At 65.8% G+C, this 14,293-nt stretch carries 16 protein-coding genes; 13 read left to right on the top strand and 3 right to left on the bottom strand.

Translation table 11 applies throughout. The annotated features are described in order from the left end of the window. From DSY14_RS13930 to DSY14_RS13915, 4 genes are all read left to right on the top strand, one after another. A partial coding sequence (locus DSY14_RS13930; RefSeq protein ID WP_249187849.1) for a MinD/ParA family protein occupies window positions 1–1,484 on the top strand: 1,484 nt, incomplete at its 5' end. 97 nt (window positions 1,485–1,581) lie between these two features. Further along, a complete protein-coding gene (locus DSY14_RS13925; protein ID WP_211716963.1) occupies window positions 1,582–2,499 on the top strand; it encodes a universal stress protein in 918 nt (305 codons plus the stop codon). Between the two features lie 92 nt (window positions 2,500–2,591). Further along, a complete protein-coding gene (locus DSY14_RS13920) occupies window positions 2,592–3,512 on the top strand; it encodes a universal stress protein (protein ID WP_211716962.1) in 921 nt (306 codons plus the stop codon). Window positions 3,513–3,583: 71 nt separating this feature from the next. After that, window positions 3,584–4,015, top strand: coding sequence for a hypothetical protein (locus DSY14_RS13915; RefSeq protein WP_211716961.1), 432 nt, complete (start codon window positions 3,584–3,586; stop codon window positions 4,013–4,015). A gap of 435 nt (window positions 4,016–4,450) precedes the next feature. Here the strand turns inward: DSY14_RS13915 and DSY14_RS13910 are convergent, their stop codons facing one another. Together DSY14_RS13910 and DSY14_RS13905 are read right to left on the bottom strand one after the other, a co-directional pair. Beyond that, a complete protein-coding gene (locus tag DSY14_RS13910; RefSeq protein ID WP_211716960.1) occupies window positions 4,451–4,675 on the bottom strand; it encodes a hypothetical protein in 225 nt (74 codons plus the stop codon). Between the two features lie 9 nt (window positions 4,676–4,684). After that, window positions 4,685–4,888, bottom strand: a complete 204-nt coding sequence (locus DSY14_RS13905) for a hypothetical protein (protein ID WP_211716959.1) — start codon at window positions 4,886–4,888, stop codon at window positions 4,685–4,687. Window positions 4,889–6,066: 1,178 nt separating this feature from the next. On the opposite strand from DSY14_RS13905, the gene DSY14_RS13900 reads away from it, so the two are divergent. The 9 genes from DSY14_RS13900 to DSY14_RS13860 all read left to right on the top strand — a co-directional run bounded on the left by DSY14_RS13900 (window position 6,067) and on the right by DSY14_RS13860 (window position 13,783). Continuing rightward, window positions 6,067–7,554, top strand: a complete 1,488-nt coding sequence (locus tag DSY14_RS13900; protein WP_211716958.1) for a hypothetical protein — start codon at window positions 6,067–6,069, stop codon at window positions 7,552–7,554. A gap of 118 nt (window positions 7,555–7,672) precedes the next feature. Continuing rightward, window positions 7,673–8,479, top strand: a complete 807-nt coding sequence (locus tag DSY14_RS13895) for a helix-turn-helix transcriptional regulator (protein ID WP_211716957.1) — start codon at window positions 7,673–7,675, stop codon at window positions 8,477–8,479. Between the two features lie 90 nt (window positions 8,480–8,569). Next, a complete protein-coding gene (locus DSY14_RS13890) occupies window positions 8,570–8,947 on the top strand; it encodes an ATP-binding protein (protein WP_249187848.1) in 378 nt (125 codons plus the stop codon). Window positions 8,948–9,069: 122 nt separating this feature from the next. Then, complete coding sequence (locus DSY14_RS13885) at window positions 9,070–9,921, top strand: sigma-70 family RNA polymerase sigma factor (RefSeq protein WP_211716955.1); 852 nt, start codon at window positions 9,070–9,072, stop codon at window positions 9,919–9,921. A gap of 4 nt (window positions 9,922–9,925) precedes the next feature. Beyond that, a complete protein-coding gene (locus tag DSY14_RS13880) occupies window positions 9,926–10,702 on the top strand; it encodes a protein phosphatase 2C domain-containing protein (protein ID WP_211716954.1) in 777 nt (258 codons plus the stop codon). Between the two features lie 121 nt (window positions 10,703–10,823). Beyond that, on the top strand, window positions 10,824–11,225 hold the full coding sequence (locus tag DSY14_RS13875; protein ID WP_211716953.1) for a plasmid replication, integration and excision activator: 402 nt from the start codon (window positions 10,824–10,826) through the stop codon (window positions 11,223–11,225). A gap of 95 nt (window positions 11,226–11,320) precedes the next feature. Then, on the top strand, window positions 11,321–11,581 hold the full coding sequence (locus DSY14_RS13870) for a hypothetical protein (RefSeq protein ID WP_211716952.1): 261 nt from the start codon (window positions 11,321–11,323) through the stop codon (window positions 11,579–11,581). Beyond that, window positions 11,581–13,011: an FtsK/SpoIIIE domain-containing protein gene (locus DSY14_RS13865; RefSeq protein ID WP_211716951.1), complete on the top strand. Its 1,431-nt coding sequence runs from the start codon at window positions 11,581–11,583 to the stop codon at window positions 13,009–13,011. Before DSY14_RS13870 ends, DSY14_RS13865 begins: the two co-directional genes overlap by 1 nt. A gap of 619 nt (window positions 13,012–13,630) precedes the next feature. Then, complete coding sequence (locus DSY14_RS13860; protein ID WP_211716950.1) at window positions 13,631–13,783, top strand: hypothetical protein; 153 nt, start codon at window positions 13,631–13,633, stop codon at window positions 13,781–13,783. A gap of 295 nt (window positions 13,784–14,078) precedes the next feature. Here the strand turns inward: DSY14_RS13860 and DSY14_RS13855 are convergent, their stop codons facing one another. After that, complete coding sequence (locus DSY14_RS13855) at window positions 14,079–14,273, bottom strand: hypothetical protein (RefSeq protein ID WP_211716949.1); 195 nt, start codon at window positions 14,271–14,273, stop codon at window positions 14,079–14,081. Window positions 14,274–14,293 lie beyond the last annotated feature (20 nt).

Below are 14,293 nucleotides of genomic sequence, written 5' to 3'. Positions count from 1 at the left end.
CTCCGTACGCGCGCCTGCCGGAGAACACTCCGCCCCCGCTGCCCGGCACCGCCTTCGCGGCGCCCGCCCCGGAGGAGGACGAGGACACCCTCGACGCACCCGAGGAGTCGCGCAACGGCACCGTCCGGCCCACGCCGGGACCCCGGCGGACCGGAACAGGGGCCACCCCCTGGCGGGAGGAGGAGCCCAGAATCCCGCCACGGCCCTCCTTGCCCGGGAGGGAGGACCCGGACCCCCTCGGGCCCCGTCGGATCCACGGTGACTCCGACGTCCCCGAACCCGAACAGCTCCCGCCCCTGGAGTCCGAGCGGACCGCACCGGTCGAGAGCCACACGCAGGGTCCGGCGGCGGCACGGGACGCGTGGTCGGCACCGACCGAGCGGCCCGGGGCAGGCGCCGACGGGTCGGCGGAGCACCCCGGGACCTCCCCCTCCCGACCCGGACCTCCACCGCTCGGGTCGCTGGGGCGGCCCTCGTGGTCCGGGCCGCGCGACCTCGGTGACGAGGCCGCGTCCCGCGACACCCCGGCCCCCGCCCGGCGCACCGACTACGAGGCCGGCATGACCGCCGACGCCCTCAACGCCGCCACCCTGGTCCGCAACCGCAACGAGGGCCCCACCGGAGGCTGGCGTCGCGCCGTCCACACCGCCAGCATGGGCCTCATCAACCCCGGTGAATCACCCAAGGTCCTGCGTGAACGCGAGCTCGTCGCCCGTGCCACCACCCCCGTCGCCACCGGCCACCACAGGGTCGCGGTGCTCAGCCTCAAGGGCGGCGTCGGCAAGACCACCACCACCGTCGCCCTCGGCGCGACCCTCGCGTCCCTGCGCGGCGACCGTGTCCTGGCCGTCGACGCCAACCCCGACCGCGGCACCCTCTCGGACAAGGTGCGCCTGGAGACCGCCGCCACCATCCGCGACCTGCTCAACGAACGCCACCTGGTGTCGCGCTACGCCGACATCCGCGGATTCACCTCCCAGGCCCCCAGCAGGTTGGAGATCCTCGCCTCCGACCGCGATCCGGCCGTCTCCGAGGCGTTCAGCGACGACGACTACCGCGAGGTGGCCCGCATCGTCGAGCACTTCTACTCGATCTGCCTCACCGACTGCGGTACCGGGCTGCTGCACTCCGCCATGCGGGGCGTCCTCGGCCTCGCGGACCAGGTGGTCCTGGTGAGCTCCGCGTCGGTGGACGGGGCGCGCAGCGCCAGCGCCACCCTGGACTGGCTCGAAGCGCACGGACACGGCTCCCTCGTCGCCGGCGCCGTGGTGGTGCTCTCCATGGTGCGGTCCAACAGCAAGAGCAGCGTGGACCTCGACCGTCTGGAGGAGCACTTCGCCGGCCGCTGTCGGTCAGTCGTCCGTGTCCCCTGGGACGGCCACCTGGAGGAGGGCGCCGAGGTCGATCTCGACCGGCTCGCCCCCGCCACCAGGGACTCTTACCTCCAACTGGCCGCGAACGTCGGTGAGGCCTTCGCCCGGTAGCCCCCGCACGCGTCGAAGAAGCCCCAACGCGCGGGACCCTCCTCTCTGGTTTCCGGCCGCGCGGTCATGACAATGGAAGGGAGGGGAAGGGGTCGAGATGAACGCACAGGAACGACCGCCGTCGGTCGTCGTGGGGGTGGACGACACACCGGCCGCGCACGCGGCGTTGGTGTGGGCGACGGAGATCGCCGCCCGGCGCGGGGAACAACTGCGGATCGTGCACGGCCTGGGCATGCCGATGGTCATGGGCACCTTCTCCCACAGCAAGACCGAGAGATACAAGGCCGGTGACCAGGTCAGGGAGGCCGGCCAACGGTTGCTCCGCGAGAGCGCCGAGTACGCGCGCGGAGCGCACCCGGACCTGGACGTGGCCACCGTCCTCGCCCCGGAGGACGCGCCCGCGGTCCTGCTCAACGAGGCCGAACGGCACGACGTCATCGTCGTGGGGTCCCGGAGCCTGGGCGCGATCCGGGCCATCATCCTCGGGTCGGTCGGCACCCGCACCGCCTCGCACGCGCCCTGCCCGGTCATCGTCGTGCCCGAGGCGGGCGACGACCGGCACCACGGACGGATCGTCGTCGGGGTCGACGGCTCCGACTCCTCCCGGCGGGCGCTGCGCTTCGCCCTGCGGCACGCACTGCTCACCGGCTCCTCCGTCGTGGTGGTCAACAGCTGGGAGGTGCCGCTGCCCCAGGACGCCGAGTCCCTGGCCGCGGACGCCCAGTCCCTGCACGAGGAGGTGTTCGACCGCCAGTCGGAGGAGATCGTCGCGGGGGTCCTCGCCGAGGTCATCGACGAGGAGACCGAGGACCTCGACCTCTCCGCCGTGCGTATGCAGGTCGACCCCGTCGAGGCGTTGCTGAGCGCCGGCAAGGACGCCGACCTCATCGTGGTCGGCTCCCGGGGTAGGGGAGGGGTGCGGGGACTCATCATGGGCTCCACCAGCCAGGGGGTCCTGCACCACGCGAGGATTCCGGTGGCGGTCCTGCCGCCGCACGCGGACGAGAGCGACTAAAGATCGTCGATCACGGGACCGTTCGTCCTGTGCCGCTCCCGTGTGCATGCGTTCTACTCGGTGAAGATGGTGGTCAGCGCTAAGGGGGAATCATGGCAGAGCACAAAGTGGTCGTCGGCGCCGACGGTTCCGAGCAGTCACGGGCCGCGCTGGAATGGGCGGCGGCCGAGGCGGCCCGACGCGGGGTGAGGCTCCACATCGTCCACGCCCTGGGGATGCCGCTCATCGTGTCGGCCTACGGGGGGCCGCAACGCTTCCAGCCGACCGACGAGATCTCCGGGCAGGCGGACACCGTCCTCATCGCGGCCAGGGAGCAGGTGGCCAAGCTCCAACCGTCGATCAACGTCGAGGCCTTCACCGCCCTGGAGGAGGCGCCGCTGGCGCTGATCCGACACAGCCACCCGCACGACCTCATCGTCCTGGGCTCCCGCGGGCTCGGCTCCGTGGCGGCCCTCTTCGTCGGCTCGGTCAGTGTGCGCGTCGCCGCGCACGCCCCGTGCCCCGTCGTGGTGGTGCCGTCCGAGGCGGGCAAGCCGGCCACCACCGAGCTGGACCGCGTCGTCGTCGGTGTGGACGGGTCCAAGAACGCCCGCCGCGCGCTCGGACTGGCCGTGAACCTCACGGCCGAGACCGAGGGCGAGCTGGTGGTCGTCAACAGCTGGGAGGTGCCCTTCCCGTACGACCCGGTCGCGATGACCTCGGCGGGGTACCAGCCCCAGGACGACATCTTCGAGAAGCAGTCCGAACAGCTCGTCGCCGAGCTGCTCGCGGAGGTCATGGACGACCAGCGCGAGGACGTGAACATCCAGGTGTCCGCGGTCCGCACGCAGTCCAACCCGGTGACGGCACTGCTGGAGTCCGCCGACGACGCCGATGCCCACGCCATCGTCGTGGGCTCCCGGGGCCGGGGGAGCATCCGAGGGCTCCTGATGGGTTCCGTCAGCCAGGGGGTGCTGCACCACGCCAGGGTGCCGGTGGTGGTCCTGCCCAAGCACGCCGACGAGGACGAGTAGCGCCGAGGGCCCGGCCGGAGAACCGGGCCCTTCGCTGTGGCAGCATGTCGACATGTCCACACGAAAGGCCGATGCCGCGTAAGCGCCCCGGCGCACTGCGCGCGTCACCGCCGAGCGGCCCCCGAGCCCACATCCGCGGGTTGTCCGCCCGCACCTGCCACGCCGTCCACCAGGTCGAAGTGCGCTCCCGGGAGCCCTCGCTCTTCAGGGGAGCCACCGTCCTGGCCCTGCGCGCCTACGCGCGTTTCCCGTCCCCCCGCGGACGGCCGCTGTACCCCCGGCCCGCGCCGTGCCCGTCCCCCTGCTGCGCCTTCGACGACGTCCGGCACGCTCGCGACGTCCTGAACCACGTGCTGCACCGGCTTCCACCGCGTCCCCGCGCCGAGCTCGGTCGCCTCCTGGAGGCATGGGACGCGCGCTACCTGCGCAGCACCCTGCCCGATCCCTTCGCGTCGCCGGAGGCGCCCTGGTGGCACCGCCGACTGGCCGACGGCGTCCCCTGAACCGGCCCCACACGCCTGCACCCGCGCACGGGGTTCACCGGACGGTGCCCCTGTGCGAACGCCGGGGATCCGAACGCACGAGACCCGGTCTCCCCGGTCTCCTCGGGAGACCCTGACGACCTGTCGACAAAGCGACCGGTCACCTTGTCTCCTGCGTCGATGTCCGGGTGGGCTTGAAGAGCTGGATGAGAACTCCGACGTTGACGATGGCCAACACACTGAGGAGGTGGTTGGTCCATGTCCCTCCGTAGGAGAGGGTCAGCACCGCCATGGCCCCGGCATGCACAACGATCGCGGAAATGACGTAGGGGAGGCTTCTCTTCCTGGCGTCGTGCCGGAAGGTCGCGCGGAACGTCCTCACTGATGCCTTTCACGCTCGGGGGCGGTCTGGTGCCCACATTCGCGTTTCAGAGCTCGCGGGCCCACCGAAAGGAGTCACTCACTCTGTTCGGGTGGGGCGGCGGGACTCCCCTGCTGTTTCCGGAACCGGTACAGGTAGCCCAGGCCCGTCGCGGTGAAGGACACCGCGGCCATGAGCGTGAACCATGCCATCCACAGCGGTTCATCTCCGAACCCGAAGCGCATCGCCGTGACAATGCCGAATATCCCCCCGTTCACCAGGTTGAGCCACACCAGTGGACGTTTCATGTGTGCGCTCATGGTCGCCGACTACGCGGAGTCCGAGGGGCGTTCGGGCTGCGGAGTGCCTCGATTGCGCTGGATCACCCACGCCAGGACCAGGCCGGCACTGCACAGAAGGACCACACCGCACGCGACGAGAAGCACGTGATTCTGGCTGAGGTAAGCGGAAAATCCCGACAGGAGCATGGCCACGATGACGAACATCGAGCTGATCGCCGTCTTTCTCGACACTTCCGTTCGTTGCTTCTCCGCGATGGCTCTCACCTGGACCTCTCTCGACCGTCGTCGGCGGTGGCCCGATGCCCACGCCCGCGGACCGGAGCACGCCAGCCGAGCGGCTCACCCAGGCCTCGGCCCGGGAGGTGACCGAGTAGGTCACCGCCGACCACGGTGGGGGCACCCGACCGGTCTCTCTACGGCGTACCGAGATCCGCACCGGTCAAACACAGGTCATCGAGGTCCTCAGCGGCTCCACCTGAGCATCAGGCTGTCCGGCCTGCGTAAAGAGGAATCGATCTCTGCGCGGAACCACGTGCGACGAGGGTGGGTACCTGGAAGCCGAACCCGTCGCCCCGGGGAGTCCACACAGAGGTATGTCGACATGCCGACCGACCGGGACCGGGACGCGACGAAGGCCGGTGTGCCGGTCCATGTGCGATGGACCCGGATCACCGGCCTTCTCTGCTTCCCCAGCAAGCCTGTGGCCTGGGGATTCGGCGGAGGGTATGGGATTTGAACCCATGAAGCCCCGTTGCCCTGGGGGACCCTAACGACCTGTCGACAAAGCGACGAAAGGCTTTGTGACCTGCATAGATGTTCCGAGGGTTTCCCAGTGCTTCCGGCCCCTTCTCGGAGTCATGTGCGATGAATGTGCGATGGAGCCGGGGGTGATTCGGGGGCCAGACGGGGTAGGAGAGGCCGCTCCGGCCACCCCGTGGGAGGGCAACCACGGTACCGGTCCCGCGTGGGTTCTGGCGCGGTCGGCGGGTGGTCTCACGCGTCCTGAGTCGCGCCGGGTTCCGCGTGGGCTCGCGGGGTCCATGGGGGCGCGAGCCCCCTGGTACTGCCAGTGGCTCGTAGGTGGGGTTACTGCCCAGGATTGTGCCCTGAGCGGCGGACCACGGGGAGACAGGTGGGCCGGTGATCTCGCTGTCGAGTTCGGGACTAAATCCCCTGCCAGGTAGGCATGTCCGGGGTCACCATGGTGATCTCGGGCAGTTCTGGTCCCCGCTCAGTCTTGGACCTGTCCGAGAGGTGTATTTGTCGTGCGTTCGTGTGGCCGTGCGCTCGGGACCGGGCGACAGCCCGCAGCCCGAGCGGAGGCCGCTGGACGCTGCGACGGCGCTTGCGCCGTCGTCTTGATTCCATACAGCACAACTCGGCAAGTTAATTTTGAACCTGGGGGGCATATGAAAAGCCATAAAGAGAATTCAAAGAATCATATTCTAAGAGAACTCGTTTTTCCAGCCCGATACGAACAGCTAATCGATGAGGTCGGGCCAGAATTTGCTCGACTCCTAGTGGCTCCCCCCAATTCAACTCTGAACATAATTGAGACCATCACAGAAAGCATTAAGGCTAGAGGTGAAGGACTTTTCTGCCCGATTTTGGCACTATCAGGCACCGGGAAAACGACTCTAGCCCACAGTCTTCGTACTTTTTTTCCAGCTCATTTTTCAGAGACGGTGGACCATACAGGAGAAGTGTCCTATGATTCACTAAACGCAACAATTAAGTATGCTAAAGGAAGAATAGCAGCAGACGACGAGCGTGTGATTCCGATCAACATTGATCACCGGGAAGGGAATCCTGCCACAGGGGTGGAAATCGCTAACATCAAGAGGCTCCTTAGGGATAGCGGAGGCGGGAATAGGACCTTGCTTCTTTGGCCAGAGACAACCGAAGAGATAGCCAAAGAAATGGCCGATGGGTACGTTCGCGTAGCGGGCAGGTCGCCCGTAGATTTGCCTGTCCTTATCGATGGCCCAACAAGAGATTCGTGGCCTGGGATCGCAAAGAATACATTGGAGGTTTCCAATGATGTAGAGTCACTCGAGCTGCTCGGGGTAAACCCGAATGACTATGCCGCTTCAGAATTTCACAGTATCGGCGATTACTTGCGCCAGATATCCGACGATTTCACACGACGCAGGATTAGGATTCTTCAAGAAACTCGGAGGCCAATCCATCTAATTGTGGCGATTGCATCCGAAAGCTCGGACGCTGGAGTACTTTCGCAGTTGACCAATAGCAGCCGCTTTGGCCTAGCCGACGCGAGCGCGCTACTGGATGCAACAAAGACTAGCGAGGTGGGTCGCTGGTGGATGGAACGGCGCGGTCTCCTTACCCAAATGAACCTTCAGCTGGACGTGCGCCTGTTTGGCATTCCTCCTTCGCTATCTATTCCGATTCTTCGCCAGTACGGTCCTGAGGATGTGACAAGAAATCTGATTGACTTGGGAATCGAGCAAAGTGGCCCCTATTCAATCAATCGAAAATTTTCAAGATCTGATTTCGGTAAGTACATCGACGGCACTGCAAACCCTACATTCGAGAATCGAGGAACGCCTTCGAGGGTGTCGCTTCCTGCTTTTTCTCTTCTGGCTGACGTTGGATTCACGGCAGGCCGAGATAAACTTCTGAATAAGTCTGTGTTGAAGGCTGTTGAAGGTTATCTGAATAGTCAGGGGCGCGACTGTTCAAACTTCAAGGCAGAGAAATCACTTGAATTTACACCGCTAATTCCTGACATTTCTTTCGATCTGGAGGGGGACACCTACTGCGTGGAATTGACATGGAGAAGAGGGGAGTTTCTCACCTCCACAAACCGAGCTAGTATCGCAGCATACGTTCTCAAAAAGATGCAGAATTATGCCCGGGAACTTGGGCATGCCTAATTATTGATTGCTCATCTTGTAAATATAGAAAGATTAAATTTGTGGTATTTCTTAACATCATCGACTGTGTACTCTGTTTCAGGTAGCCAGATTAGATTTGTTGCTGTAGACCTTCTCTATGGCTGAACAACTACTGAGGGCACTCGGTGACGCACTGCGTTGGGCACGTAAGCGCGATGGGCGGTCTGGTGCCACGCTCGCTTCAGGCGCGGGTGTCTCACAACCCACGGTGTCAAGGGTGGAAAACGGGCAGAGGGTTTCTAGCGTGGAGGCGGTGGAGAAGTTGATCGCGGCTCTGCCGTTCTCCCCTAGCGAGGCCGAGCGGCTGACCTCGATGGCTCGGGAGGCTTACGCTCCTCTCTCGGAGAACAAACGGGTTGATTCTGGGATCTCGATCGTGCCTGACTCTGCGCGGAAGTTGGTCGCCTCCGCTGCGAAGGTGCGCGGGTTCCAATCAGCTACCATCCCCACCCCACTTCGAATTCGTGAGTACTCAGCTACTGCCGACACCGGCCCCAAATCGGGTGTGGTCTGGGGCAAGAGCTTGAACGATGAGGGCAAGAGCTTTGAGTTCGTGGTCAACGAGTCGGCCTTGCGGACCTGGCCCGGGTCGGGTGCGTTCATGCCCTCCCAGCTCGAACACCTCCTGATGCTGGCTGACCGCCCGAACGTGTCCGTCGGCGTCATCCCTTCCGGTGTGTGGCTGCCGGTGCTGCCTCCGCACGGGTTCACCGTGTGCGATGAGACCGGGGTGCTGGTGGAGACCTTCACCGCTGAGATGACCCTCACCGGCTCTGAGCACGTCACCGCCTACCGAGAGGCATTCGACGCCCTGTCCGCTGTTGCCGTGACCGGGGTCGACTTCCGGCGGGTGGTCGAAGCTGTGTCCGCTGACATCACACGTTTTATTCAGGGAATTCATTGAATAAATGAGGCATCCTGCCGTACTCTGCCGTCACGAGACAGGTGTATAGCCCTCTAGACGGTGGTGGTGTGCATGCGTAACTGGGCCCGAATGTTCCCTGGTCATGTCGATGAGATCGCCCGAGTACGCGACTTCGTGCGGGCCTTACTCCAGGACCACCCCACGGTCGATGACGCCGAGCTGGTCGCCAGTGAGCTTGCTACCAACGCCCTCCGGCACACGCACAGCTCCCGTGACGGTGGCATGTTCGTGGTTCGGGTCAACGACCACGGCGACCGGGTGCGTATCTCGGTGGCCGACTACGGCTGCGAACACGGCTGGAACGGCAAACCCGCGTCCTCCGACCCCTGGAGTGAGCACGGTCGGGGCCTGGTGCTCGTGGACGCTCTGGCCAAGCAGTGGGGCGTGACGCCCGAACCCGTGGGCACCTGTGTGTGGGCGGACCTGGCCACCTTCACCAAGCTGTGAGTGGTCCGCGCATGCCCCGCCGTCGTTCACGCTTCGTGGTCGTGGATGCCGAAACCGGGGCGGAGATTTCGCCCGTGCTGTCTAGAGTCCTAGACTCGGTCCGTACGACCGAGGGAGCACTGATGCCGGGCCAGTTCGAACGCATAGCCGAGATGGACGACCCCTTCGAGGTGCTGCGCGCAGCGACCGAACGACTGGCCGAAGCACAGCAGGAAGTGACCGAGCTGTCCCGCCTGCGGCGTCGGCTCATTCAGGACCTGCACGCCCAGGGCATGTCTTACGCGCAGATCGCGGAGAAGGCGGGTCTGAGCCGCGGGCGTATTCACCAGATTCGCCACACCGGTCCGGCCCCTGAAGCGGCCTTCCTCGGTGTGGGCACGGTGACCGTCGCGACGCCTCTGCGACACGACCAGGTCAAGGATCGCCCCGTCCTGTCCCTGGACGACATGGCCACCGGTCAGGCGCTCGAAGAGCTGGTGCGTTCCTTCGACATGCAGACGGTCTCCGACCACGTCACCGTCGACGGCCGCGTGGATCTCAACCGGCCCAACCTGGTGGTGGTCTGCGGACCGGCCATGTCGAAGGCCATGCGCACCGCCTACGACACCGACCCCGTCATCCGGTGGGAGCACCCGCACAAGGGGTTGTGGTTGCTCACCGACACCCGCACTGGTGAAAGCTACCGGTCCGGACAGGAGATGGACCCCCAACAGCCCTCGGATGTGGCCTACCTCGGTCGTCTGGCACGCCCGGACGGTAAGGGCACCTTCCTGGCCATCGGGGGAATCCACCCCCAGGGCTCACGCGGGGTCGCGCACTTCCTCAACGGTGAAGTCGCCTCGCTCTGGGGGCAGGTCGGCTCTGAACGCTTCTCGGTGCTGGTGCGCAGCACTTACGACCCCGACACGGGCCTTCCCCAGAGCGCTGAACTGATCACACCCGTCTACCGGCACGACCAGGACGAGGAACAGTAGACCGATGCCGTTCCTTCTGGCCACTGAACCCGGCGATCCCGAGCGTGCCAACGAGGACGTCGCCGCCGTCACCACCAACGGGGCCGTGCTCCTGGACGGGGCCAGTGCTCCGGCCGGAATCGACATCGGATGCGCACACGGGGTGGCCTGGCACACGCGCCGTCTGGCCGGTCTGCTGCTGGCCGGACTCCTGGGAACGCAGACCCTGCGAACGGTGCTCTCGCAAGCCATCACCACCATGGCCGACCTGCACGGCCCCGACTGCGACCTGGCCAACCAGGAATTCCCCTCGGCCACCGTCGTCATGGTGCGCCTGGTGGGCGCGGAACTGCACCACCTCGTGCTGTCCGACTCGCTCCTGTTGATCCAGCACACCAACGCCACGGTCTCGACCATCGCCGACACCCGGTTGGACGACCTCAAGACCGAGTTGGAGCGCGACGGTTCCGGTAACAGACCCTCGGTGCGCACCTTGCGCAACACCCCGGGCGGTTTCTGGACAGCCGGGGTGGACGCTCGGGCCGCCGACGAAGCACTGACCGGGTCACTGCCATTGACGGACGTGACCGGGTTCGCCGCGATGACCGATGGTGCGACGCGGGGCGTGGAACTCTTCGGCTCCCAGACCTGGGAAGACTGCTACCTCCTCGCGGCCAAGAACGGTCCCGGTGCCCTCATCGACCACGTACGCGACCAAGAGCAGCGCGACGCTGACCAGCAGCGCTACCAGCGGGCCAAGAACCACGATGACGCCACCGTCGTCACGTGGACCCATGCCTGAGTACCCCCCTAGACAATCCCCGATTCACTTGTTACCTTCTTGCGTAGACCCCTAGACAGTTCATGTCGGTGGCTCTCGCCATTGAGTGTCTAGGGGGGTCGACACAACGGAAGGCTGATTGATGGCTATTCAGGGTGCGTTGCCGGTCTCCTTCGGCACGGTGTTCCCCGCTGGTGCGTTCGCGCTGGGGGTGGAAGCGATCACCGACTTCGAGACCAAGAAGCCGCAGATGGACAAGGACACCGGGCTCCCGCTGTGGGCGGTGGACGTGATCGACGCCGACCCCGAAGCACGCGGTAAGGCCAAGTCGGTGAAGGTCAAGGTCGCCGCGAACGTGTGCCCCACGTTGCCCGACGAGGTGCCCGGTCTGCCGTTCCGCCCCATCGAGTTCGAAGCCATGGCGGTCATGCCCTACGTCGACGACTCCGGCCGCCGTCCCCGGGTGGCCTACTCCTTGCGGGCGCGGGGTGTGAAGACCCCCGGTGCGGGCCGTGCCAAGGCTCCGGTCAAGGACGCCGCCTGAGGTGAACACATGACGGGGCGGCCTGGTGCTCCAACACCCTGGCCGCCCCTTAACCCCCCGCTGGACCGCTAAATCTCAGAAGAGGTGCCCCCAGTATGTCCCAGAACCTCGAAGACCTGTCCTCCCTGACCGGCCCCGAACTGGTCCGGGCCTTCCTGGCCGAGTACGACAAGCCCCGCACCACCAAGGCGCAGCGGGCGGAGTTCTTCGCTTTCAAGTCCCGGATCTTCGCCGCGATCGCCGCCCGGGACGGCAACCCGGACGCGGCCCGATTCGCCGCCTGCGCTCGTGCCGACTCCGACCTGCTCTGGGCCGAGATCGCCGCCTCCGAGGTCCTGAACGGGGGTGGCCGGTGATGATGCGCCAACCCAAGGTGGGGGCCGCCCAGTCCTCGCCCACGTTGCCGACCCCGGCCCAAGGGGTGCGGTGGACGACCCCGATCGTGGAGACCCCCGGCATCGTCGTGTTGGGCTCCTGGATCTGGCGGCTCGTGCGCCTGCTGGTGCTGTTGCCATTCCGCTTCCCCGTCATGGTCGCCTCGACCACCCTCGTGGCCGCGTGCTGGTGGTATCTCGGTGGGGAGGGTCTGGCCGCCCTGGCCGGTGTGCTGGCCACGGTCTCCCTGGTGTGGTGGCGCACCTGGCCCGACTCCTACCGGTACTGCGTCACCTGGCGGTTGTTGGCCTGGTGGCGTCACCTGGTCGTGTATCGGCGGCACTGGCAACCCGTGCTGGTGATCGCCGGTTTGGCGGAGTCCTACCAGGAACGCCGCTACCTGCCCCGCATCCGCTCCGTGGCCTGCAACGCCCGTGCCGACTACGTGCGGGTGTCCCTCGTGGCCGGAACTGCTCCGACCGACTTCGAGCACCGGGTGGTGGAGTTGGCGCACGGGTTCGCCGCCCCCTCCTGCCGCGTCACCGTCAACGGACCTCGGGACATCACCCTGGAATTCCCCCGACACGACACCCTCGCCGAACCCCTCGACACACTCCCCGTCCCCGAGAACCCGGACCTATCAGCGCTCCCGGTCGGCAAGCGTGAGGACGGAACCCCCTGGAAGCTGCGCCTGCACGGAACCCACGTCCTGATCGTCGGCGTGACCGGGGCCGGTAAAGGCTCCGTGCTCTGGTCGGCCATCCGGGCTATGCTCCCCGCCCTGGAAGAGGGAACTGCGCAGGTGTGGGGGATCGACCCCAAGCGCATGGAACTCGCCTACGGGCGCGAGTTGTTCGCCCGCTACGCCGACGACGGCGAATCCGCGGTGAACCTGCTCGAACACGCCGTGGCTTCCATGCAGGAACGTGCCGAGCGCTACGCCGGAAGGCAGCGCTCCCACACCCCCACGAAGACCGACCCGTTCGTGCTCGTGGTCCTGGACGAGGTGGCCTTTCTGACCGCCTACCACCCCGACCGGGACGTCCGCCGCCGCGCGGAGAACGCCATCGCCACCCTGACCTCACAAGGCCGCTCGGTCGGCTTCTGCGTCCTTGCCGCACTCCAAGACCCGCGCAAGGAGGTCATGAACCTGCGCAACCTGTTCCCCGACAAGATCGCCCTACGGTTGGACGAGGCGTCCCAGGTGGACATGGTCCTCGGAGAAGGCGCAAGGGAACGCGGTGCTGAGGCGCACCTGATCGACACCACCCTTCCCGGAGTGGCCTACGTCCGGTTGGAGACCTCGCCGTCCCCGGTGCGGGTGCGGGCCGCGTTCGTCTCCGATGACGACATCACCGCCATGGCCAACGGCTACAGCGCCGATTCCCCTTCTGCTGAGGAGGTGGGCTGATGCGTGTTGGTAGCGCGGCGGTGTCTCTCCCAAGCGACCCAAGCGAACATCGGGCCGTACCAGATCAGCAGCGCTGCAAGAGCGTAGATCCAGCCCCCGTACTGGAGCAGGAGGAAGACAGCGAGGCTGGGCACGCCGTGCCTGAGGATGATCCAGCGGTCCACCGATCCGGTGTCGTTCATCGGGTGGGGGCTCCCGCTCTGTGGTCGTGGGGGTGGGCTGATGCCTACGCCTACCGGTAAGTCCACCCGGGCCGAACGCCTCGCGCAACCCCGAACCTGGGAGATGGCCCCGGATCCCGGGGTGAGGCCGGCCGCGTTCGTCTCGGTTGAGGACATCACCGCCATGGCGGTCCGCTACGGGGTGGCATCGTCCGACGCTTCCTCTGGAGAAGCTGCGTGAGCGCGATCCTGCCAATGCCTACGAAGAAAGCCGAGCCCACTCAAGGTGAAACAGACGGTTGCGAACAGGGGGGCCCATCCATGCCATGGGGTGGCCGTCTCATCGATCCAGAGACGGTCCACTGCCTGAACACCCCACAGCAGTGCGCAGAACAGAAAAGAACAGCCGGTGAAAAGCTTCATCGGTTCCCATCTCGATTGCTGTTGGGGGTTCGCTGATGCCCACGCCCACCGGTAAGAGCACCCGCTCTGAACGACTCGCCCAACCCCTGGCCCGAGAGGTGGCCGAACAGGTCGCCGCCGACATCACCGCCATGGCGGGCGGCTACGCGGTGGGCTCCTCGGGCTCTGTGGACGAGGAGGTTTCCTGATGCCGCTTGCGTCGATGGTCGCGGAACCAGAGCAATCCGATCCCCGAGAAGGCCAGCGCCCCGAACAGTTGCCACACCAGGCCCAGCGAGGGGCCGTAGAGGAAAAGCCGGGTGATGCCCCACCCTGCCCACAGCAGACCAAGAATCAGGTACCCCCACCCCAGGTAATAGCTCTTCAACGGTGCGCCTCTTCCATGTCATGGGTGGCCTACGTGCGCCTGGAAACGTCGCCGTCCCCGGTGCGGGTACGGGCCGCGTTCGTCTGTGATGACGACATCACCGCTATGGCTGAGAACTACGGGTCTTCCGAGGAGGTGGAAGCGTGCTGACCTTGGCGGTAGAGCTTCACCAGCATGTACGCGAGGAAGGTAGCTGCGAACAGGGCTGCCAGTACGAAGAAGACCAGGAACACCGGGATCTGGTTCACGTAGGCCGAGAGAGCACCGGCTATGAACGCCAGCAGGCTCAAAGCGGGTGCGATCAGGTGCACCTTGCGGGGTTCGCTCGTGG

The sequence above is a fragment of the Nocardiopsis sp. MG754419 genome (genome assembly GCF_018207095.1).
Classification (GTDB): Bacteria; Actinomycetota; Actinomycetes; order Streptosporangiales; family Streptosporangiaceae; genus Nocardiopsis.
This window is presented reverse-complemented; position numbering and strand designations above follow the sequence as displayed.